At 33.1% G+C, this 20,957-nt stretch carries 20 protein-coding genes; 6 read left to right on the top strand and 14 right to left on the bottom strand.

Annotated features, from left to right (window positions below):
• Window positions 1-26: 26 nt before the first annotated feature.
• From BD847_RS01375 to BD847_RS01365, 3 genes are all read left to right on the top strand, one after another.
• Window positions 27-854 carry a sterol desaturase family protein gene (locus BD847_RS01375; protein ID WP_115886477.1) on the top strand — a complete coding sequence of 276 codons (828 nt, stop codon included), beginning with the start codon at window positions 27-29 and terminating at the stop codon, window positions 852-854.
• A 120-nt stretch (window positions 855-974) separates the two neighbouring features.
• Window positions 975-1,253, top strand: a complete 279-nt coding sequence (locus BD847_RS01370; protein WP_115886476.1) for a DUF2805 domain-containing protein — start codon at window positions 975-977, stop codon at window positions 1,251-1,253.
• 98 nt (window positions 1,254-1,351) lie between these two features.
• Complete coding sequence (locus BD847_RS01365) at window positions 1,352-3,211, top strand: M61 family metallopeptidase (RefSeq protein WP_115886475.1); 1,860 nt, start codon at window positions 1,352-1,354, stop codon at window positions 3,209-3,211.
• Between the two features lie 99 nt (window positions 3,212-3,310).
• Here the strand turns inward: BD847_RS01365 and BD847_RS01360 are convergent, their stop codons facing one another.
• Complete coding sequence (locus BD847_RS01360) at window positions 3,311-3,754, bottom strand: hypothetical protein (RefSeq protein WP_115886474.1); 444 nt, start codon at window positions 3,752-3,754, stop codon at window positions 3,311-3,313.
• 189 nt (window positions 3,755-3,943) lie between these two features.
• Here BD847_RS01360 and BD847_RS01355 point away from each other — a divergent pair, with 189 nt between their 5' ends.
• The gene (locus BD847_RS01355) at window positions 3,944-4,567 is read left to right on the top strand and encodes a M949_RS01915 family surface polysaccharide biosynthesis protein (RefSeq protein ID WP_115886473.1); all 624 of its coding nucleotides are present in this window, start codon (window positions 3,944-3,946) and stop codon (window positions 4,565-4,567) included.
• 23 nt (window positions 4,568-4,590) lie between these two features.
• Here the strand turns inward: BD847_RS01355 and BD847_RS01350 are convergent, their stop codons facing one another.
• From BD847_RS01350 to BD847_RS01305, 10 genes are all read right to left on the bottom strand, one after another.
• Window positions 4,591-5,205 (bottom strand): GNAT family N-acetyltransferase, encoded by a 615-nt coding sequence (locus tag BD847_RS01350; RefSeq protein ID WP_115886472.1) that lies wholly within the window; start codon window positions 5,203-5,205, stop codon window positions 4,591-4,593.
• A gap of 368 nt (window positions 5,206-5,573) precedes the next feature.
• Window positions 5,574-5,930, bottom strand: a complete 357-nt coding sequence (locus tag BD847_RS01345) for a hypothetical protein (RefSeq protein ID WP_115886471.1) — start codon at window positions 5,928-5,930, stop codon at window positions 5,574-5,576.
• 142 nt (window positions 5,931-6,072) lie between these two features.
• Window positions 6,073-7,251 (bottom strand): AIR synthase related protein, encoded by a 1,179-nt coding sequence (locus tag BD847_RS01340; protein ID WP_115886470.1) that lies wholly within the window; start codon window positions 7,249-7,251, stop codon window positions 6,073-6,075.
• Between the two features lie 151 nt (window positions 7,252-7,402).
• Entirely contained in the window at window positions 7,403-8,884 is a 1,482-nt protein-coding gene (locus tag BD847_RS01335; protein WP_115887311.1) for a carboxypeptidase regulatory-like domain-containing protein, read from the bottom strand.
• A gap of 79 nt (window positions 8,885-8,963) precedes the next feature.
• On the bottom strand, window positions 8,964-10,334 hold the full coding sequence (locus tag BD847_RS01330) for a CsgG/HfaB family protein (RefSeq protein ID WP_115886469.1): 1,371 nt from the start codon (window positions 10,332-10,334) through the stop codon (window positions 8,964-8,966).
• A 57-nt stretch (window positions 10,335-10,391) separates the two neighbouring features.
• Window positions 10,392-10,868 (bottom strand): curli assembly protein CsgF, encoded by a 477-nt coding sequence (locus BD847_RS01325; RefSeq protein WP_115886468.1) that lies wholly within the window; start codon window positions 10,866-10,868, stop codon window positions 10,392-10,394.
• Between the two features lie 58 nt (window positions 10,869-10,926).
• Window positions 10,927-11,664, bottom strand: coding sequence for a curli-like amyloid fiber formation chaperone CsgH (gene csgH, locus BD847_RS20930; RefSeq protein ID WP_244201539.1), 738 nt, complete (start codon window positions 11,662-11,664; stop codon window positions 10,927-10,929).
• A gap of 10 nt (window positions 11,665-11,674) precedes the next feature.
• Window positions 11,675-12,157: a hypothetical protein gene (locus BD847_RS01315; protein WP_115886467.1), complete on the bottom strand. Its 483-nt coding sequence runs from the start codon at window positions 12,155-12,157 to the stop codon at window positions 11,675-11,677.
• A 63-nt stretch (window positions 12,158-12,220) separates the two neighbouring features.
• The gene (locus tag BD847_RS01310; RefSeq protein ID WP_115886466.1) at window positions 12,221-12,904 is read right to left on the bottom strand and encodes a hypothetical protein; all 684 of its coding nucleotides are present in this window, start codon (window positions 12,902-12,904) and stop codon (window positions 12,221-12,223) included.
• A 403-nt stretch (window positions 12,905-13,307) separates the two neighbouring features.
• Window positions 13,308-15,497 carry a glutamine synthetase III family protein gene (locus tag BD847_RS01305; protein WP_115886465.1) on the bottom strand — a complete coding sequence of 730 codons (2,190 nt, stop codon included), beginning with the start codon at window positions 15,495-15,497 and terminating at the stop codon, window positions 13,308-13,310.
• A 429-nt stretch (window positions 15,498-15,926) separates the two neighbouring features.
• On the opposite strand from BD847_RS01305, the gene BD847_RS01300 reads away from it, so the two are divergent.
• The gene (locus BD847_RS01300) at window positions 15,927-16,943 is read left to right on the top strand and encodes a glutamine synthetase beta-grasp domain-containing protein (protein WP_012024410.1); all 1,017 of its coding nucleotides are present in this window, start codon (window positions 15,927-15,929) and stop codon (window positions 16,941-16,943) included.
• 239 nt (window positions 16,944-17,182) lie between these two features.
• On the top strand, window positions 17,183-18,157 hold the full coding sequence (locus BD847_RS01295; RefSeq protein WP_115886464.1) for a TerC family protein: 975 nt from the start codon (window positions 17,183-17,185) through the stop codon (window positions 18,155-18,157).
• Between the two features lie 72 nt (window positions 18,158-18,229).
• On the opposite strand, the gene BD847_RS01290 is transcribed toward BD847_RS01295, so the two are convergent.
• The 3 genes from BD847_RS01290 to BD847_RS01280 all read right to left on the bottom strand — a co-directional run bounded on the left by BD847_RS01290 (window position 18,230) and on the right by BD847_RS01280 (window position 20,915).
• Window positions 18,230-18,766, bottom strand: a complete 537-nt coding sequence (locus BD847_RS01290) for a hypothetical protein (RefSeq protein WP_115886463.1) — start codon at window positions 18,764-18,766, stop codon at window positions 18,230-18,232.
• A gap of 85 nt (window positions 18,767-18,851) precedes the next feature.
• Window positions 18,852-19,721 carry an alpha/beta hydrolase gene (locus BD847_RS01285; RefSeq protein ID WP_115886462.1) on the bottom strand — a complete coding sequence of 290 codons (870 nt, stop codon included), beginning with the start codon at window positions 19,719-19,721 and terminating at the stop codon, window positions 18,852-18,854.
• A 321-nt stretch (window positions 19,722-20,042) separates the two neighbouring features.
• Window positions 20,043-20,915, bottom strand: coding sequence for an AraC family transcriptional regulator (locus BD847_RS01280; RefSeq protein WP_115886461.1), 873 nt, complete (start codon window positions 20,913-20,915; stop codon window positions 20,043-20,045).
• Window positions 20,916-20,957 lie beyond the last annotated feature (42 nt).

Below are 20,957 nucleotides of genomic sequence, written 5' to 3'. Positions count from 1 at the left end.
CATTTGAAAAAATACATTAGTAAATCATGAATGAAATTATCGCTTATTTCAGCACAATTCCTTCCTCGCATCGAAGTTTAATTTTGATTGGAGGAATAACAATTTTTTGGTTGATTGAAAATACGTTTCCTCTTTTTCAAATGCAGTACAAAAAGTGGCATCATGCAGGAATAAATATCTTTTTTACAATTACCACGATTATTGTCAATTTTGTTTTGGCTTTTATTCTGATTAAAACTGCTGCCTGGACAACTGAAAATCATTTTGGAATTCTGCAATGGCTGCCTGAAATTCCACTTTGGGCTTATACCATAATTGGCTTGCTTTTACTGGATTTAATCGGGGCATATCTAGCCCATTTTGTTCAGCATAAGATAAAATTTCTATGGCGGTTTCATCTTATTCATCATACAGACACCTGGATTGATACTACAACTGCAAACAGACATCATCCGGGCGAAAGTGTAATACGATTTATATTTACAACATTAGGCGTTTTGATTGTCGGAAGTCCAATGTGGATGGTCTTTCTTTATCAGTCATTATCTGTTGTAGCTTCTCAATTTAATCATGCCAATATATCGCTTCCGCGAAAGCTTGACCACTTCCTCAGTTACTTTATTGTTTCTCCAAATATGCATAAGGTTCATCATCATTATATGTTACCTTATACAGATAGTAATTATGGAAATATTTTTTCGATATGGGACCGACTTTTCAAAACCTTTACCACACTCCCAAAAGAAGATCTGATCTATGGAGTTGATACCCATATGACGCCCAATGAAAACAACAAATTGAGAAATTTATTGCAAATTCCATTTCAAAAATCAAGATCGATAAAAAACAGTTAAAATCAATAAAAAAAGTATAGCTGAGCGAACCAACTAATTATTTTTTTTATTAATATTGATATATAAAATGAAAATCAATCTATTAATCATTAACCTCTATTTTGAATTAATTTTCACGAGATGAAAAAGAGTAGCCGCAAAGAATTGAATTGGGAACAAACAGAAAGACTTGTTTCACTAGCTTTAGAAGAAAAGAATCCATTTGAAATTATAAAAAAAGAATTTGGATTAGCAGAAAAAGAAGTTCTGGAAATCATGAAGAAGAAAATGCCTCTAGAAAAATTTGAGATGTGGAAAAAAAAGGCAATTGCAAATAAACCAAAACCAAAACCAGTTAAAATAGATGATTTTGACGAAGATTTGGATGGGAAGTATTACATTAAAAACAAATTAGACTAAAATAGAACTCCTGAATTTCAGGAGTTTTTTTTTATTTTTAACAATATGTAACTTTTTTGTAATTTTTAAGTCAAATAGTCATAACTAAACATACTGAAATGAAAAAACTAATTTATACCCTGGCACTTGCCGTTTCGCTATGGAGCTGTAAAACGGGTAGTACCGCTGGTTCTGCAAAAAGTAATATTGTAGATGTAAACATTAATCTTGTTGATGTTAAAGACGATAAGGTTCTCGTTACTGTGACTCCTCCACAAATAAAAACTGATGAAATTATTTATAGTATTCCTAAAACGGTTCCTGGAACTTATTCAACGGATAACTACGGTAAATATTCTGATAATTTTAGAGCATTTGATGCCAAAGGAAATCCTTTGACAGTAAAAAGAATCGACGATAATTCTTGGTCTATTTCGAATGCAAAAACCTTAAAAAGCATTTCATATTTAGTTGGAGATACTTTCGATACTGAAAAAGGTACCGGTTTTGGTAACGACGACGTTTTCTCACCGGCAGGAACCAATATCAATGCAGGAATTAACTTCATGGTTAATACACATGGTTTTGTAGGTTATTTTCAGGACAAACTAGATGTTCCGTACAAAGTGACAATTACACATCCTGAAACACTTTGGGGCGCAACTTCGATGACAGATACTGACGACAGCAAAACAAGCGATGTTTTTACAACGCCACGTTATGCCGTTTTAGTAGAAAATCCAATTATGTATTCTAAACCCGATTACACTACATTCAACGTTAACGGAATGGATATTTTGATTGCTGTTTATTCTCCAACAGGAAAATTTACTGCAGAAAACATCACGCCGGAAATGAAAACGATGATGACGGCGCAGAAAAACTTTTTAGGAAAAGTAAATTCAACTAAAAAATATACGGTTTTACTATATCTATCAAGCTTAGCAAAAGACGATGCTCACGGTTTTGGAGCTTTAGAGCACCCTACAGCAACAACTGTAGTATTACCTGAATCAATGTCAAAGGAAAAATTGGTAGAATCAATGAAAGATGTGGTTTCTCATGAGTTTTTTCATATTGTAACACCTCTGACTATTCACTCAAAAGAAATTCAATACTTTGATTATAATGCGCCACAAATGTCTGAGCATTTATGGATGTATGAAGGTGTAACGGAGTACTTCGCAAATCTTTTCCAAATCAATCAGGGTTTAATTGATGAAGCCGAATTTTATACTCGTATTGCTGATAAAATTGAGCAAGCGAAAAGTCTGGATGATACCATGTCGTTTACTGTAATGAGTAAAAATGTGTTAGAGCAACCGTATAAAGATCAATACTTAAATGTATATCAAAAAGGAGCTTTAATTGGAATGTGCATCGATATCATTATCAGAGAAAAAAGCAATGGAGAAAGAGGTATTCTTGATTTAATGCATAAATTATCAGACGAGTACGGTGTAGATAAACCTTTTAACGACAACGAACTTTTTGCTAAAATCACTCAATTGACATATCCGGAAGTTGGCGAATTTTTGAATAAATATGTTGCAGGTACTACTCCAATTCCGTACGATTTTTATTTAGCTAAAGTTGGTGTAACGAAAGCTTTGGAGAAAAAAGCAGGAGCAGTTTTCTTAAAAGGTCAGACTCCTTATATTACAGTTGACAAAAAAACGAAAGAAATTGCTGTTCGTTCTGATATTGAACCAAATGGCTTCTTCAGAAACCTAAACATTAAAGGTGGTGATATCATTTTGGCAATTAATAATAAACCGTATTCTTTGGAAAATATTTATGATTTGATTGGAGAAAGTGAAAACTGGAAAGAAAACGATCCTATTACCGTAAAAATTAAACGTGGAGGCAAAGAAGAAACTATCAAAGGAACTGTAAAATTACCTTATGATGAATCTGAGACTTTTAAAGCTACTGACGCTTCAAAAGAAAAACTTAAAAATGCATGGTTAAAAGGATAATTAACTTTTAATGACACAAATAAAAAAAACCGACAAGTGATTGTCGGTTTTTTTTATTCTCTTTTGTCAGACTTTGTTTAGCCTGACAAACTATATGTTTTATTTTTTTACAGGATATTTCCAGTCAAACTCATCTTTGTCATTAATGATTGCTCCAATCTCAAATTTCACAACCTCATCAAATTCCGTTTGAAGAATAAACCAGTTGTCTTCGTTGAAGTAATTTTCGAAAGTATCAAAAGTTTCCTGATTGTATTTTGTGATTCCTTTTGTTGCCAAATCTTTCTTTACATCGGCAATTTTTCTTCCGATAAGTTTATATCCGAAAACTTCTAAATTATTACTTGACGCAACTGCATAACCAAATTTCAGATCTTCTTCTTCATAAAAAGTCAATCTGATTTTTTGCTCATTATATACAAAAATCACATTGTCATCTTCGTCTTTGTAATTTTTATCCGGTTTTCCCAAAACAGCTATAACGTCGTTCTGTTTCATTCCGAAAAGCAATTTATCAATTCCTGATTTTAGATTTATTTTCATGGTATACTTTCTTTAATTTAGAATGCAAATTTCGTGAAGTTTTTGCAAAACACGATTACCTTTTCCATTTATTATTTTTTACTCAAAATCATTCATGCTACTTGGTGTTTATTGAATAAAATTCTTACAAATATATACTTATGGAATAAAGAGATTTGATATCTTTGATAACCGTAAATAAAACATCTGATGAAAAAAAGATTCTTCCTGCTGATTCTATTGAATTCTATAGTGGTCTTTTCACAAAAAACTGAAAGCCAGAAATTAACAATAGAACAAATAATTCAAAAAAGACTTGACAAGGTTACAAACTTTCCTATTTACAAAGCAATAGAATACAAGGATGAAGCTGGTGTTTTTGATTTAGTTTTTACCGAAAATCAAAAAGTGATTTCTAAAAAAGATACTATAAATACAAAAATTAAAGCTATTTGCTTTATAAATGATGACGGTAACTTATCCGAAAAATGGCAAATCAACGATTTAATTGAAGATTACAACACGAAAGAAACAACTATTTGGTTCTGGACAAAATACTGCAGCACAAAAGATATTGATGGCGACGGATTTATAGATCCAATAATTGTCTACGGAACAAAAACTGAAGACGAGGAGATTAGGCGCGTAAAAATTATTACAGTTTACAATAACAAAAAATATGTAATCCGCGCCACTGAATGCGTTCTGGACGATTGTAGAACTTTTAAAAAAGACAGTAATTGGAATTTATTGCCCCAGAAAATTAAAACCCATATTGATCAATTAATCATCAGAATTCGAAAAGGACAAAATTTGATATTGAAAGACGGATAGTATAATCAATGATAGTTTAAAATTTAATTGTAAAGCTTGCGCTTTAAATTCTCTTTAACCTCATCAAACCATTCATCTTTAAGAATACTTAAAACTATTGAATCACGTCTCAAGTTGTTATCTCTTGTAGGCATATTGCTTCTTAAAACGCCTTCGACTTTACAGCCAATACTTTTCATTGCTGCAATACTTCGTTCGTTATTATTATCTGCACGAAATTCTACTCTTTCTAATCCTAAAGTCTCGAAGGCAAACTGAAGTAATAAAAACTTGCAGTGTTTGTTCAAACCAGTTCCTCTAAATGCCGAACCGTACCAAGTATAACCTAATTGCAATGTTTTAAATTCAAGATTGATATCGTAGAAACGTGTTGAACCAGCATATTTTTGAGATTTTTTATCGAAAACTATGAAAGGAAATTCTTTTTCGTTTTCTCTTGCTTTTATTGCCTGCTGGATATAATTGATCAAATTTTCTTTTCCGTCTGCACCAACTAAAGAATATTTCCAGGTTTCTGGTTCATTAATTGAAATATCCAATAAATTTTCGACATCTGATTCTTGAAGTGGACGTAACAAAACGAAATCATCTTCTAAAATAATAGTATCGGTAAAATTGAAATTTGATGTTTTATTCATAATTCATTTTGGTCTTTAAATTATTTTTCGACTATAAATATAAAGTCCCTACGGGACAAATAAAAATCGAAAATCATTTTTCTACCGATATTTAATCTCTACGAGATATTATTTAGCACCGAAAATTTACATCAAATAATATTGATTTCTGCCCTATACTCTGCCAAGAATAAAATATTGATATGCTTTCTACCAAGTTTGTAATATCTCGGAGATATCATTTAGCGCAGAAAATGTATATCAAATACTATTTATTTATGTCCTATCCCTACTAGGAATAAAATATTGGTAGAAAAACAAATCTCTCAAATAAAAAAAGTCCCATAGGGACTTAATTTTATAATATAGTTTACAAAGATCTGAAGAAATTATTCACTCATTTCATCATAACGCTCCGGAACTTGTGGATCATACAGCGGACATTTGAATTCTTCCATTACAGAAACCAACTGATTCATGGTTTTTCCTTCGGTGCCGTAACAATCAATTTTCACACTTTGTGTGGTTGTAATTACTTGAAAAGCACCTTTACCTTCATTATTTTTCCAGCTGTTTTCATCTACTCTTTCCCATTTTGAAAATACTGAATTAATTCGGTTTATGATTACGTCAACCGGAAGAATAGCAAGTCCTTCTATTTCTTCTTTCTCAAGAAGAGCTTCATAAACTTCCTGATTGTTCAGGTAAATTTCATCTAAATATCTCCAAAAAAGCAATTCGTACATAATATCAATATTTTAAAAATTGTAGAAATGCACGGTAGCGTGCCTAAGATGACGAAAGACGCACTGCAGTGCGTCTCTACGATTATTAATATAAAAACAAACTTTGTATCTCTGAACCTATGTTCCTTTGTACCTCTAAAATTTAATATTCGAATGTTCCGTATTCGCTTGTAATAGTCAGCTTTTTAGTATCTGCTGCTTCTACTCTTCCTACGATTTGTGCATCAACATTGAATGATTTTGAAATCTCAATAATATCTTGTGCAATGTTTTCCGGAACATAAATTTCCATACGATGACCACAGTTAAATACCTGATACATTTCTTTCCAGTCTGTTTTTGATTGTTCCTGAATTAACTTGAACAATGGCGGCACCGGGAATAAATTGTCTTTTACTACGTGTAAATCTTTTACGAAATGAAGAATTTTTGTTTGTGCTCCTCCACTACAGTGTACCATTCCATGAACGTCTGCAGGAGTATATTTATCTAAAATTTTCTTGATAATTGGCGCGTAAGTTCTTGTTGGAGAAAGCACTAATTGCCCTGCATTGATTGGACTATTTTCTACTTCGTCAGTTAAATTTACCTGACCTGAATAGATTAATTCTTCAGGAACAGCTGCATCATAACTTTCAGGATATTTTTTAGCCAGATATTTTCCGAAAACGTCATGACGGGCAGAAGTTAATCCGTTGCTTCCCATTCCGCCATTATAACCTTTTTCATAACTTGCCTGACCAAAAGAAGCCAAACCAACAATTACGTCACCAGCTTTTATATTAGCATTATCAACAACATCAGAACGCTTCATACGAGCTGTAACAGTTGAATCTACGATAATCGTGCGAACTACATCTCCAACATCAGCAGTTTCTCCACCTGTTGAATGAATGGTTACGCCAAAAGACTTTAATTCGTTTATTAATTCTTCTGTTCCATTTATGATTGCCGAGATCACTTCAGCAGGAATTAAATTTTTATTTCTTCCAATTGTTGATGAAAGAAGGATATTATCTGTTGCTCCAACACATAATAAATCATCAATATTCATAATCAAAGCATCCTGAGCAATTCCTTTCCAGACAGAAAGATCTCCGGTTTCTTTCCAATACATATACGCCAAAGACGATTTTGTACCAGCTCCGTCAGCATGCATAATCAAGCAATGCTCTGAATCCTGAGTTAAATAATCAGGAACAATTTTGCAAAATGCCTGAGGAAATAAACCTTTGTCGATATTTTTTATAGCGTTATGTACGTCTTCTTTTGATGCCGAAACACCTCTTTGTGCATATCTTTTGCTAGAATCTGAACTCATGAAAATTAGTTTGTGTTGATGTGGTGCAAAGATAACCAGTTTTTTTAATTCTTCCGTTTATTCGAATATTTTGATTCATAAAAAATTCGACAGTTTTGAGTACTGTCGAATTTTTGAAATTAACTAGTTATGAAAATTTGGTTTATTTATATTATTTCCAATCCGGCATTGACGCATTTTGAAACAAAGTTGCCCTTCCGTCATCATCGCCAGTTGTATTTGCTGTCTGAATTGTTTTGGCAGACAAACCGTCATTTGATGTATTAACAAATATGACTTTAGCTTCATTTGGTGAAAATTTCACATCTAAATCATTAAAGCCATTTTCTTTTCCTGCGTTTAATTCGGCCGATGTATTTGTCGCAACTGTGTAAATAAATATTCTAGAATCCAATCGTCTGTAATTTGCATTTTCGAATCCAGAAATATCACGCGTGTAAACAATTTTTTTATTGTCGATAGAAATATCAACTCCACTTGCAGCTCCTAGTTCACCTGATAGAACTGTATACTGTACCTGACCGTTTGTTTTTATCACGTAGATTTCAACATTGTAGCCTGAACTATCATTTACTTTTAAAACAATTAGAGTTCCATCCTGACTCCATTCACATTCTGATATAAATTTACCATTTGGCGTTTTAAAAAGTTGTACTAATCCCGAACCATCGGCATTGATACGGTACAATTTATCAAAACTTGGATAAATTAACTGGCTTCCGTTTGTGCTCCAGCAATAATTTACATGTTCCATATTGAAACCGGCAATAGGTATTGCGTTTGTAACTTTTCTGACACCAGTTCCATCCGGATTCATAGTGAATATCTGATTTGCTGAACCATCAGAACTTATGTAAGCAATTTTATTAATACTTAGATTTTTTCTTGGTCTGTAGCTGTTTACTTCCGCAGATGACAATTGTAATTCATTACCTGCTTCATCAGCCGTATAAATTACATTATTTGTTTTTACTTTCTTCACATACAAATAGCGTGGATTTGGAAATGCCAATGTTGTAAATGAATTTGTAACACTATTTGTCGGTTTATTAATTCCGTCATTTGCCGAAACTTGCCAGTAATATTTCGTACTGTATTTTAAGCCTGTAATATTTAATGTAGTTGCTTTTAGATCTGAATAGGTTTTGACTTCATCTGTCGTTCCATTTTTTACCGTCACCGTATAAGTAAGCGGATCCGATTCTTCATCAGTTGCTGTCCATGTCAAATCTAAACTCAATGCTTGTCCGACTGCATTATTGGCTGGTGCAGTCAAAACAGGAATTGTTGGTGGTTTATTATTTGCTGTTGATACTTCTAATTCAAAAATAATTTGAATTGGAATATCCTTTTCAATTGTACCCGGCTGGAATCTGGCAATAAATCCATCTTTCTGCGCCTGAAAAGAATATTTTCCTACGGGCACATTTTCTAATAGAAAGTAACCGTCTTTATCTGAGAATACTGTACTGCTTGTTGGACTCGAGGAAACACGGGCATTTTCTATAGGCGCGTAATTTCGGGCATCAACTACTCTTCCTTTTACTGATCCTGTTCCTCCTTCGTCAATCTGTTCTTCACTACAAGAAATCAAAAGAAAAAAGCACAGCAAGATTTTTAAACCTGTTTTCATTTGAGACATATTTATTAAATTATATTGACATTAATTTGCTGGTCATTAAGAAAATTGAAGGCTTACTTCAGTGGTATACCTATTTTTTCTTGTATTTGTATCCTTTTGGAAAATAATAGGTCATTCCCAATCCAAATCTCCAATAATAATCATCCCGAACACCACTAATCTTATAATCTAAATTATCGGTAAAATTGACATTGTATTCTCCATATAATTTAACTCCAAAATGGCTCGTGACCAGATATTCTACACCCGCACCAAATTGTACTTTACTATGTACATTTTCAAAATCGGCATTAAAACCTACACCGGTTCCAGCGAAAACATAAGGCGAAAATGTGTCTTCGGGTAAAATGAGGAACTCAAGATTCATATCTAAAGTGGCATAACCAAACTCATCTTTTCCCTTATTACCGAGTTTGAAAACATTGGTGGAAGCGCTAATATCAAATGACGGAGTAAAAAAGAATTTCGCAGCCCCTCTTGCCATTGGTTCAAAAGTTGGGCTTTTATAATCGCCTTGCATATAGGTGGCTCCTCCTGTCATTTCGATTCCAAAACGAGCTCTTTTTTCAGTTAGATTTCTATTATAAAGTTGCGCCAGATCAGCTTCACTTTTTTCTTTATCGTATTCTGCAATAAAAGTGTCAATTTGTTTTTGAGGTGCATTTACCTCCCACAGTTTATCTTTAATTCCGTCGACAATAAGTCCTTCAACAGCTTTTTCGATGGCTTCTGTAACGGCCAATTGTATGGGTTCATTTCGTGTAAAACCAGTCTCAACCTCCAAAAGTCTGTTGAGATTTACATATCTAAATAAACTTGCATCTATACTTTGAGATAAAATGGTTTTAGAAACATATACGGTATTTAAAATTTTCCCGTTTGAAGTAGAAACTAATCTTAAATATACAGTAACCCTATCCTGTCTGTAACGTGTTGAGCCGCCAGCTCCAAAATATCTGGCTCCAAAACCTCCGGTAATAATATTGGTATCATAGGAAATAATTCCCCCTTCGAGTAAAACTCCCGCAAACAAAAGAGGCGTCAAAACCGCTTCATTTGCATCACCTTTTGAATATTCCTGACGAGTAGAACGGATAATATTACGCTCATTTAATAAGTTACCAAGATTTTCACGTTCAATAGGTACAAACCATTTGGAGTCTTCAAGAGCTTTAATTAAAATAGATGTCGCACCTTGTGTAACTGCTGTACTAAACGTACTTCCTAATTCGGTCGGTTTGTACTGACCTGTCTGATCTTTAAACTTATATACACCAACAACTATCTGTTCTTTTGGTTTAGGCATTTCAGTCAGTGAAATTGTTGCAGGAGTATTTTCTCCAAATACGGCTTTCTGAACTCCCACTGGCTGATTAAAATATGCTCCACATCCTGAGAATAGGCAAGTTATTAGAAATAGAAAAAGGGGACTTTTATTCATAATCAAATTATTTACAGTAAAACATGAACCAACTTTTTATATCGACAAGTCGAAAATCTATTGCCCTGGCAGAATTACCTGAGTTTGCTCTCCAGTTTCCGTGTCTAAAATATCAACTACTAATCCTAAATTAGAATTATATACATCGACAGACAGTGTTCCAAATACGTAAGTTCCGGGAGAAAGTGATCCTCCACCGGTTCCTGTGCCGGTACCAGTACCTGTGCCGGTTCCTGTGCCTGTACCGGTTCCCGTACCAGTTCCTCCAAATTGGTCATTGAATAAGGAATTTGAAAGCTTATTTAACAATTGGTTATTCAAATTACTTTTAAATCGCTCCAAATCTGTGGGTTGTTTATAACCCGTATTGGTATCTTCCTTATAATCATTTTGTGCCTGAGCTGAACTAAGCAACCACGCATAATTAAAAGTGTCTCCGCCAAAATTTGGATTTGCAGGTTTGTAAGCCAAATCTTGTGCGTTTGACATTGTTGTAAAGCCAAATAGGCAGACAAGTAATGCTACAGTTTTCATATTATCGCTATTTTAGGTATTAAAAAAGACTAATTCCTGGCTGAAAAATGCTTCTCAATTAATATTGAGTTATCATTTTATTTTGCTTCTCTATGTTTTTAAAATATTTAAACAATTTAGAAGCACTTGAGTCAGCCATATATTTTAAAAAATCCTCATCAGGACGCGAAATAAATTCTTCAATTATATCACTATCAACCATAATTGTAATTTTGGTAGTTCTTCCGAATGTCAATTCTTCCTGAACAGTCACAATTTTAGTGGTATGAATTTTTAATTTAGAATATTGTCCATAAAACATATCATAGAAATCATTTCCAAGCTTGGTTTTGGTGTCATTAGCGACAATTCCAATCATTTCAATTCCGTCAACGGGAACTGATTTTTCGGCATTTGATTCTGTTTCTTCTCCAAAAACAATTCTGTCTTTACCAATTATGGTATTCTTTTCATCATAAATCAGCAACATTACTATCACTTCATCTTCCTTAGAATAATTGACCTGTGTTTTAGAAAGCTCTACTTTCTGAACAGCTTCTAATGTGACTCTTCCGTCCTGTGCGTTTGTTGATTTATTAGAATTTGATTTGTTTTTTTTAAAGACACTTAGTTTATATGAAATATTTTTGAACTCTGATGTTAGATTTTCTACTGTTCCGGTTATAAACAACATATTTTCGATTTCTTTGACTTCAATTTTAGCCTTTACCTCTTTATAGACGGTCTGCGAAAATCCATTTTCAGAAAAAAAAATACTAAAAACGGAAAGGATAATTATGTTCAAATACTTTTTCATAATCATAATTTTAACGATTGAACACGTAAATTGTACCAGAATTTCCAGACTGATTAATGATCATATCCTTGGAGATTGAATTTGATCCAGTACTGAAAACCGTTAAATTATTACCTTCCTGATTGACTTTCATTGCATCGACTCCACGGGAGTAGAATGAAACATCACTTATATAATTGTTGTTACCTGACTGTATGTAGGATTGGTTTATTTCGTCTGCTTTTTTGTAGACATTCATGTAGTTGTTGTTACCAGTTTGCTGTGCAGTTACATTAGCATTGTTACTGATAATGGCTAAATTGGCCTGATTGTAATAGCCAATTTGTGTAATTTTTACTATATTATGACTTATAATATATTGATTTGTATTCTTATTTTGATTGTGATTGTTTGTTTCATTTAAAGCAATAACATAATCATTTATATTCCCATCAATAGTTTGCGAGAATACAATTTCTGTAAAGAGAAGAAATATGACTATTACTGCTTTCATAATTTTGAAATAATAAAAAAAGGAAGAACTGATTTAATCAAGTCCTTCCTTTTTCTGGTTTATTTAGTTTGCTTGAATTACAACACTTGCATTTAGTATTCCAGTTTGTGAAACTGTACTAAGATTGAAGAATCCTAACTGTGTAGTACTAGCATAGTTTGCAATTCCGTCTTGCTCGATGCTAGAAATATTGAACAATCCTGCTTGTGTAGTATTTGCATCATTGAACCAACCATCTTGATCAGTAAATGCAAAATTCAAAGCTCCAAATTGAGAAGTTGATGCATCATTAAACAATCCAGATTGAGTAGTAGATGAATAATTAGCATCACCTAATTGTAGTGTTGAAGAGTCATTACCCCATCCAACCTGAGTAGTATTTGCTGTATTAAAGTTACCTATTTGTAATACATCAGAATTATTATCTACTCCAACTTGAATAGTAGTAGCAGTATTTCCTACCCAAATTCCTTGTCCAATAGTTGATGTATTACCCCATCCAACTTGTCCAACCACTGCAGTATTGAATGCTCCTAATTGATAAACAGTTGACTCATTACCAGCTCCAACTTGTCCAACAATTGCAACGTTTGCAATACCAATTTGATCAACATCTGAATCATTTGATCCAATTTGAACTACTAAAGCGCCATTTAACGCTCCAGTTTGATCCACATCACTAACATTTTGAGCAAATGCTACACCTGCAAACAGCATCGCGGAGATGCTTAAAATTACTTTTTTCATAATAAATATATTTAATTGGTTATTAATACAAATTATTATGTAGGTAATCTGGGGAGGGGAGAAAATTTGGTGGCAAAACCGTGATTTAAAAAAATAAAACTACTGTTATTTTTTTATTTCTTACCCAAAATTAGAAAACTTCTCGAAAACCGAATCAGGTATAAATACGTAATTTACGGGAACTTAACACCTTTTCGATGAAGTGCAAAACTATCTCGACAAACTGCCCAATTTAAAAATTTCGTTAGTAAGATAAAAGCTACTTATTGAGTTTTGATTACATTTTATTTACATTTATCCCTAAACAAATGTTAAAAACAAAACTCCTGAACACATATTTTAACATAATCACAAAAAAAGCCTGTCTTTTTATGACAGGCTTTAATTAATTGTTTTGTGAATGTTATTTCGTAAATAATAATTCTCTGTATTTGGTTAAAGTCCAGGTTTCATCATCTACCAATAATTCCAATTTATCAGAATGCGTACGAATATCTTCAAAATAAGGTTTTACTTTATTACAGTAAGCTTCTGCCATTTTTTGAGCATCTGTCAATTGATTGGCTTTTTTTCTTTCATTAGTCATGGCTAATACTTTAGAATTGATTCCTTCAATATGACCTGAAATTTCCTTAATTAAAACAATTTGCTCTTTAGCAATGGTTTCAAAATCTTTTCCGAAGATTTCTTTTAGTCCTTTAACATTCTCAATCAATGTATTTTGATAACGAATAGCAGTCGGAATTACATGATTTCTGGCAATATCGCCTAAAACTCTTCCTTCAATCTGGATTTTTTTAGTATACTCTTCTAATTCAATCTCGTAACGAGCCTCAGCTTCAACATGATTAAAGATTCCTAGTTTTTCAAATAAGTCCAAAGCTTGTTTCGAAACTTTAGCTTTAATAGCTTCCGGAGTAGTTTTAAAATTACTTAAACCTCTTTTTGCAGCTTCTTTTTCCCAAGCTTCGCTGTAACCATCACCTTCAAAAAGGATTTTTTTAGATTGTTTGATGTATTCTCTCAAAACATTAAAAATAGCATCATCCTTTTTCATGTCTTTCGAGTCGATCAGGTTTTCTACTTCATTTTTAAAGTCAATTAATTGTTTTGCTACAATCGCATTCAAAGTTGTCATAGCGTTCGAACAGTTTGAATTAGATCCTACTGCTCTAAACTCAAACTTATTTCCTGTGAAAGCAAAAGGCGAAGTTCTGTTTCTGTCTGTATTATCTAATAATACATCTGGAATTTTCCCGACAACGTTTAGTTTTAGATCTGTTTTTTCTTCTGGCGAAAGTTTTCCAGTTGTTACACTTTCTAACTCAGATAAAACTTTTGTCAATTGTGCTCCAATAAATACGGACATAATTGCCGGAGGTGCTTCATTTGCTCCTAACCTGTGATCGTTGCTTGCCGTTGCAATCGAAGCTCTTAATAAGGTTTCATTATCATTTACCGCTTTGATTGTATTAATAAAGAACGTCAAAAACTGTAAATTGCTCATTGGCGTCTTGCTCGGACTTAACAAATTAACTCCTGTATCTGTAGCCAACGACCAGTTGTTGTGTTTTCCTGATCCATTTACACCTTTAAATGGCTTTTCGTGGAATAATACTTTAAAATCATGACGCTCAGCCACTCTTTGCATTACATCCATTAATAAAGAGTTGTGATCTACGGCAAGATTTGTTTCTTCAAAAATTGGTGCCAGCTCAAACTGATTTGGCGCAACTTCATTGTGACGTGTTTTTACCGGAATTCCTAACAACATACATTCTTGCTCTAAGTCTCTCATATAAGTAAGAGCTCGAGTTGGAATTGAACCAAAATAATGATCGTCTAATTGTTGTCCTTTTGCAGAAGTATGTCCTAATAACGTTCTTCCTGTCATCATTAAATCAGGGCGCGAATTTGCCAAAGCTTTATCTATTAAGAAATACTCTTGCTCCCAGCCTAAAGTAGCGGTTACCTTTTTTACGTTTTTGTCAAAGTATTTACAAACTTCTGTAGCTGCTTCATCTATTGCAGATAATGCTCTTAATAAAGGTATTTTGTTATCTAAAGCTTCACCCGTGTAAGCAATAAAAACTGTTGGAATACATAAAGTTGTACCATATATAAAGGCTGGCGAAGTTGGATCCCACGCTGTGTATCCTCTTGCTTCGAAAGTATTTCTGATTCCTCCGTTTGGAAAACTTGAAGCATCCGGTTCCTGTTGTACTAATTGTGCACCGCCAAACTTCTCTACAGGATCGCTTCCATCATATGAAATTTCAAAAAAAGCATCATGCTTTTCTGCGGTAGTTCCTGTAAGAGGCTGAAACCAGTGTGTATAATGTGTAACCCCTTTTGCCAGAGCCCATTCTTTCATTCCCATGGCAATATAATCTGCCAGTTTTCTTTCGATTTTAGTTCCATGCTGGATGGCATCCCTTACTCCTTTTAAAGCATCAGAAGTTAAATACTGCTTCATTGCTTTTTCATTGAACACATTTGATCCAAAAAGATTCGATTTTCTATCAATTTCTTCAAAGTGTACCGGCTTTCTTGTAGAAGCTTCTTGCAAAGCTTGGAAACGTAATGTTGACATGGTTATGTATATTTTAAATTCGTACTAATTTTCATTAAAAAAATGAGGAACAAATATAAACAATAAAATAGCCTGTTTTGAATATAAATATTAGATTTTTGAACTAGAATTTTTCAATAGAAAATGCTTTTTTCAAAGAATAATGAATTCAAAGCAAAGAAATATAACAAAACTGTACGGTAATATTGATTAAATAAACATTTTTTCATAATTCCTTAACCACAAAATTCAAAAAACATGTTTATTTTTTACGAATTTATTTTTTATCCCCATTAAAAATTGCTTTTTTAAAAATATACCCCTCCCAAAATTGCGCTTATCCAAAAAATTATACTTCGCAAAACAAAATAGCCCCCTAATTTTTAGGACTAAAAAAATAAATCTATATTTGACCCAACGAAAAAAACAAAAAAATTAATTTATATTATTATGGCTAAAATTAAGTTAGAGTACATTTGGTTAGATGGATATGAACCAACTCAAAATCTTAGAAGTAAAACTAAAGTTGAAGAGCACGAAAACTTCAAAGGAACATTAGAAGAACTTGGAAACTGGTCATTTGATGGTTCGTCAACTAAACAAGCTGAAGGTGGTTCTTCTGACTGTCTTTTAGTTCCTGTTGCAATTTATCCAGATCCAACTCGTATCAATGGATGGTTGGTAATGTCAGAAGTTATGTATGCTGACGGAACTCCACACCCATCTAACGGAAGAGCTACAATTGATGATGATAATGATGATTTTTGGTTTGGTTTCGAACAAGAGTATTTCATCATGGATACTAAAACTCAACTTCCACTTGGTTTCCCAGTTGGAGGATACCCTGCTCCACAAGGGATGTACTACTGTTCAGTAGGTGGAAAAAACACACACGGAAGAAAATTAGTTGAAGAGCATGCTGATTTATGTATCGCTGCTGGAATCAACTTTGAAGGAATCAACCAAGAGGTTGCTTGTGGACAATGGGAATTCCAATTATTCGCTAAAGGTGCTAAAAAAGCCGGAGATGAAATCTGGGTTGCTCGTTACCTATTAGACCGTTTGACTGAGAAATATGGTTACTATATCGAATATCACCCAAAACCTCTAGGAGATACAGACTGGAATGGTTCTGGAATGCATGCTAACTTCTCAAACGAAGTATTAAGAACATGTGGAGACCAAGCAACTTACGAAAGAATCTGCGAAGCTTTCCGTCCTGTTACTGCTGAGCACATCGCGGTTTACGGAGCTTACAACGACCAACGTTTAACTGGTAAGCACGAAACTGCTTCTATCCACGATTTCTCTTATGGAGTTTCAGACAGAGGATGTTCTATCAGAATTCCTTTGATGACGGTTCAAAAAGGATGGAAAGGATGGTTAGAAGACAGAAGACCAGCTTCAAACGGAGACCCTTACAAAATTGCTGCTAGAATTATCAAAACTGTTAAATCAGCGCTATAATTCAAAGCTTAAAGTATATTCTAAAAAGTGCCATCATTTATGTTGGCACTTTTTTTTGTTAAACCCGACAGGTTTTTAAAAACCTAGCGAATTTACATCTCAAAAAACTTATAACTTTATAATACTTAACACTTTACAAATAACAAAAATTACTTAATTTTAAAAGTAAGTTTCTTATAAATTTAATTTTTAAGTTAAACTTCAAAACTTATCTTTGTAAATCATTTAAAAAAATCATTATGATAGTCTGGTCACTCTTTTTACTTGCTGTAGTTTTTATTCTTGCTTTAGACTTAGGTGTATTTAACAAAACACCTCATATTATTAGCACAAAAGAAGCCAGCAAATGGACCTTAGTTTGGGTTACTTTATCATTTCTTTTTTCAGGAGTAATCTACTGGCTGTATACCACAGATTATATCGCAAATCCAGATAATTTGAAACCTTCTGTGGCTTCAATGAAGTTCATTACAGGTTACTTAATTGAGCTTTCGCTGAGTGTAGACAATATCTTTGTTATTGCTATTATTTTCGCTTCCTTTAAAATTCCGCAAAAATACCAACATCGCGTTTTATTCTGGGGAATCTTAGGTGCGATTGTTTTCCGTGGATTGATGATTTTCTTCGGAGTAATGCTGATCAATAAATTCGCTTGGACGACTTATGTATTTGGAATATTCTTGATTTTCACTGCAATAAAAATGCTTTTTTCCGGAGAAGAAGAAGATTTCCATCCAAAAGACTCATTCGTTTACAAAACATTAGGAAAAATTATTCCGATTACATCTGAAATGGATGGTGAAAATTTCTTCATCTCAACCAAAACAGCAAAAAGAGCTGCAACTCCATTATTTGTAGCTTTAATTGTTATTGAAGTTATGGATGTTTTATTTGCTGTAGATAGTGTTCCTGCAATTCTTGCTATTACTAAAGATCCGTTTTTAGTATTCAGTTCTAATATTTTTGCCATTTTAGGATTACGTTCTATGTATTTTTTCTTAGCAAATATGCTGGCGAAATTCAGTTATCTAGAATACAGTTTAGTAGCCATTTTAGCTTTCGTTGGATTAAAAATGCTTTTACACGATTGGATTCACGTACCGGAATGGGCTTCTTTAGGATTTATTGCCTTATCTCTTTTAGTTGGGATTTTGGTATCGTTGAAATTTGGACAGGAAAAAGTTCTTACGGATGCTGATACAAAAGATGAATAGAATTTAAAAATAGATATAAATAAAAAAAGGAAATCTTGCGATTTCCTTTTTTTTATTTATGATTTGAAATGTTTATATTTTAAACTTTTTCACATTACTATCATCAATGTTATATTTTTTGATTACAGCGTTATAATCTGAAAAATCAACTTTATTAACAGACTTTCCAGTACCAAAATCTGCTGGAATTATAACAAATCTAAAAACTTGATTGTTTATAAAATTTGGTCTATTTGCAATATTATCTCCACCTACAAAAATTGTAAATGCTTGCTTACTGAAGTTATAATCATATGTAATTGATTCTCCATTTTCAAAATACACATCTCTAGGTATAAGTTGCCAAACATCAGAATTAGCATTATTTGTTCCTTCTAATCTATAAACTAACACCGATTCATCTTGAAATAAATCTCCTCCTAAATACTTAGAAAAAGAATCTGAAATTATATAACCATCGGTAGTATTAAAAGAAAAACTAGCTTCAATTTCAAAAGCCTCAGCTCCAATTCCATCTCTTCCTGGAGGTCCCGGAGGCCCTTCTGGTCCTTCACAACTTGAAAATGCGATCAGTCCAATGACTGCGAATAAGGTAAGTATCTTTTTCATAATATTTAAATTTTTAAGTTTATAAAAGCATTCCAAAAACCAAACCAAAAAAAGTGTTTTGTTGGTTTTTAAATAAAATTTCTAATTATTTTTTTACAACAACCTGATTTTTAAGCAGGATTTTGCTGAAAAATAATACATGATAAGGTAATGAATTTTCCCAATAATCCCAAGTGTGAGCGCCAGGGCGTTCTGTATAATCATGTTCTACCTTATTATATACTAATCTACGATGTAATTCTCTGTTTGGTTCTATTAGAAAATCGTCAACACCACAATCTATTATTAACGGTAGTTTGTTTGCTTTTATTTTATCCAGCATATTCATAACCGCGTATTGTGCGTACATCTCCGTGCTGCCACTTTTATCCCCAAAAACGGGTTGCATCAATTTTACAACTTGAGCAGCCGAATCTCTATTCAGCATTGTGCTCATATCTACTGCTCCACTCATGCTTCCCGCAGCGCAAAACAAATCGGGATGTTTGGCAGATAAATACAATGCGCCGTGACCGCCCATAGAAAGTCCCGTGATTACTCTTCCGTTTCTGTTACTTATCGTTTTGTATGTTTTATCCACTTTCTGAACCACTTCTTGTGTGATAAAAGTTTCAAACTGACTCTCTTTATTTACAGGACTGTCTAGGTAAAAACTAAAAACTTCGCCTTCAGGCATTACAATAATCATATTATACTGATCAGATAAGTTCTGAACCAATTTTTTATTTGGTGTATTTTTTAGCCAATCACCAAAATGACCGTACGCTCCATGCAATAAATACATTACAGGAAAATTCGATTTACTTTTGGCATAAGAATTTGGTAAAACTACCGCTGCTTTGTAGGTTTTGCCCATAGCGGTACTGGCAACTTGCAAGGTATCTACTTTTGCTGCAAAAGTCAGTGTTGACATGCAGATTAGAAAAGCAGTAAATAGCATTTTAATGTTTTTCATATGTTATTTTTTTTCTGATTAGGGAATGTAAATATACCCATTTCAAAATAAAATATATGAAAAATCCGACCAGCTTTTACTAATCGGATTTGTTTTTTTGCCACAGATTAAAATGATTCTATGGATTTCTATTTTTGATCAAATTATTTTGCCACAAATTACACTAATTTTTAATTATGTAATTCCAACTTTGACAAAATTTAAAATTTTATCAAAGTTTTAATTCGTGAAAATTAGTGTAGTTGCTTCGCCTGTTCGCTATCGCTCGGGTCGTGACAGCAAAAAAATCATTTTAATCTGTGTAATCAGTGGCCTAAAAAACTAACTTATAATAATCTTGTGCTCCAAACGGTATTGCGATGCACTTTTTCCTGTATATTGTTTGAAAGATTTACTGAAATGGCTGAAATTATTAAAGCCACTTTCGTAACAAACTTCATTTATACTAATTTGCTTTTCAGCCAAAAGTTTAGAGGCATGAACCAAACGGTATTCATTTACAAATTCGGTAAATGTTTTATTTGAAATTTTCTTGAAATAACGGCAAAATGAAGGCGTAGTCATACTTACCAGACTCGACACTTCATCAATTGCAATTGATTCCTGAAAATGGTCTTTCACATAATTAAAAACTACATTAATACGATCACTATCCTGAGTTTGCAATTCTAACGAAAAGCCGTCAGCATTTAAAACGGTATAATCTTCCGAAGATTCCAATTCATCTAAAATGCTTAAAAGTGTCAGCAAACGCTCAAATGGAAGCTGATGTTCCATCATTTCGATTTTCTTTCCAATTTGTTTTTTCGTTTCGCCGGTAAAAGCGATTCCGGCCTTTGACTGGCCTATAATATTCTGAACCCTTTTCATTTCAGGAGCAACAAAAAAATCGGTGCCCAAAAATTCAGGTTTAATATGAATAACAGTTTCTTTTTTATTTCCTGTTTGTTCGTTTGTAAAACCACAATGTGGCAAATTGGAACCTATTAAAATCAAATCTCCATTCGTATAATAAGAAACATGGCTTCCTATTTGCCTCTTCCCCGCACCTCCATTTATATAAACCAACTCAATTTCTGGATGATAATGCCACAAATGGGCTTTACTATTGGTCTTTTCAGCATGTTTGGTGTAGGTAAAAGAACTTCCGTAAGAGTTTGATATCACTTCAAGAGCCGGGGCGATTGTCTTCATATAATATCTTTAAAAAATAATAGCAAAATTAACAAAATCACC

This window comes from Flavobacterium cutihirudinis, from assembly GCF_003385895.1.
GTDB classification, from domain to species: Bacteria; Bacteroidota; Bacteroidia; order Flavobacteriales; family Flavobacteriaceae; genus Flavobacterium; species Flavobacterium cutihirudinis.
This window is presented reverse-complemented; position numbering and strand designations above follow the sequence as displayed.

Excerpts from the sequence above, each read along its gene's own strand:
- BD847_RS01310 (WP_115886466.1), bottom strand. The coding sequence starts at position 12,904 with ATGAAAAAAGTAATTTTAAGCATCTCCGCGATGCTGTTTGCAGGTGTA.
- BD847_RS01360 (WP_115886474.1), bottom strand. The coding sequence starts at position 3,754 with ATGAAAATAAATCTAAAATCAGGAATTGATAAATTGCTTTTCGGAATG.
- BD847_RS01375 (WP_115886477.1), top strand. The coding sequence starts at position 27 with ATGAATGAAATTATCGCTTATTTCAGCACAATTCCTTCCTCGCATCGA.
- BD847_RS01335 (WP_115887311.1), bottom strand. The coding sequence starts at position 8,884 with ATGAAAACAGGTTTAAAAATCTTGCTGTGCTTTTTTCTTTTGATTTCT.
- BD847_RS01325 (WP_115886468.1), bottom strand. The coding sequence starts at position 10,868 with ATGAAAACTGTAGCATTACTTGTCTGCCTATTTGGCTTTACAACAATG.
- BD847_RS01340 (WP_115886470.1), bottom strand. The coding sequence starts at position 7,251 with ATGAGTTCAGATTCTAGCAAAAGATATGCACAAAGAGGTGTTTCGGCA.
- BD847_RS01315 (WP_115886467.1), bottom strand. The coding sequence starts at position 12,157 with ATGAAAGCAGTAATAGTCATATTTCTTCTCTTTACAGAAATTGTATTC.
- BD847_RS01365 (WP_115886475.1), top strand. The coding sequence starts at position 1,352 with ATGAAAAAACTAATTTATACCCTGGCACTTGCCGTTTCGCTATGGAGC.
- BD847_RS01295 (WP_115886464.1), top strand. The coding sequence starts at position 17,183 with ATGATAGTCTGGTCACTCTTTTTACTTGCTGTAGTTTTTATTCTTGCT.
- BD847_RS01350 (WP_115886472.1), bottom strand. The coding sequence starts at position 5,205 with ATGAATAAAACATCAAATTTCAATTTTACCGATACTATTATTTTAGAA.
- BD847_RS01330 (WP_115886469.1), bottom strand. The coding sequence starts at position 10,334 with ATGAATAAAAGTCCCCTTTTTCTATTTCTAATAACTTGCCTATTCTCA.
- BD847_RS01345 (WP_115886471.1), bottom strand. The coding sequence starts at position 5,930 with ATGTACGAATTGCTTTTTTGGAGATATTTAGATGAAATTTACCTGAAC.
- csgH (WP_244201539.1), bottom strand. The coding sequence starts at position 11,664 with ATGAAAAAGTATTTGAACATAATTATCCTTTCCGTTTTTAGTATTTTT.
- BD847_RS01370 (WP_115886476.1), top strand. The coding sequence starts at position 975 with ATGAAAAAGAGTAGCCGCAAAGAATTGAATTGGGAACAAACAGAAAGA.
- BD847_RS01305 (WP_115886465.1), bottom strand. The coding sequence starts at position 15,497 with ATGTCAACATTACGTTTCCAAGCTTTGCAAGAAGCTTCTACAAGAAAG.
- BD847_RS01280 (WP_115886461.1), bottom strand. The coding sequence starts at position 20,915 with ATGAAGACAATCGCCCCGGCTCTTGAAGTGATATCAAACTCTTACGGA.
- BD847_RS01300 (WP_012024410.1), top strand. The coding sequence starts at position 15,927 with ATGGCTAAAATTAAGTTAGAGTACATTTGGTTAGATGGATATGAACCA.
- BD847_RS01285 (WP_115886462.1), bottom strand. The coding sequence starts at position 19,721 with ATGAAAAACATTAAAATGCTATTTACTGCTTTTCTAATCTGCATGTCA.
- BD847_RS01355 (WP_115886473.1), top strand. The coding sequence starts at position 3,944 with ATGAAAAAAAGATTCTTCCTGCTGATTCTATTGAATTCTATAGTGGTC.
- BD847_RS01290 (WP_115886463.1), bottom strand. The coding sequence starts at position 18,766 with ATGAAAAAGATACTTACCTTATTCGCAGTCATTGGACTGATCGCATTT.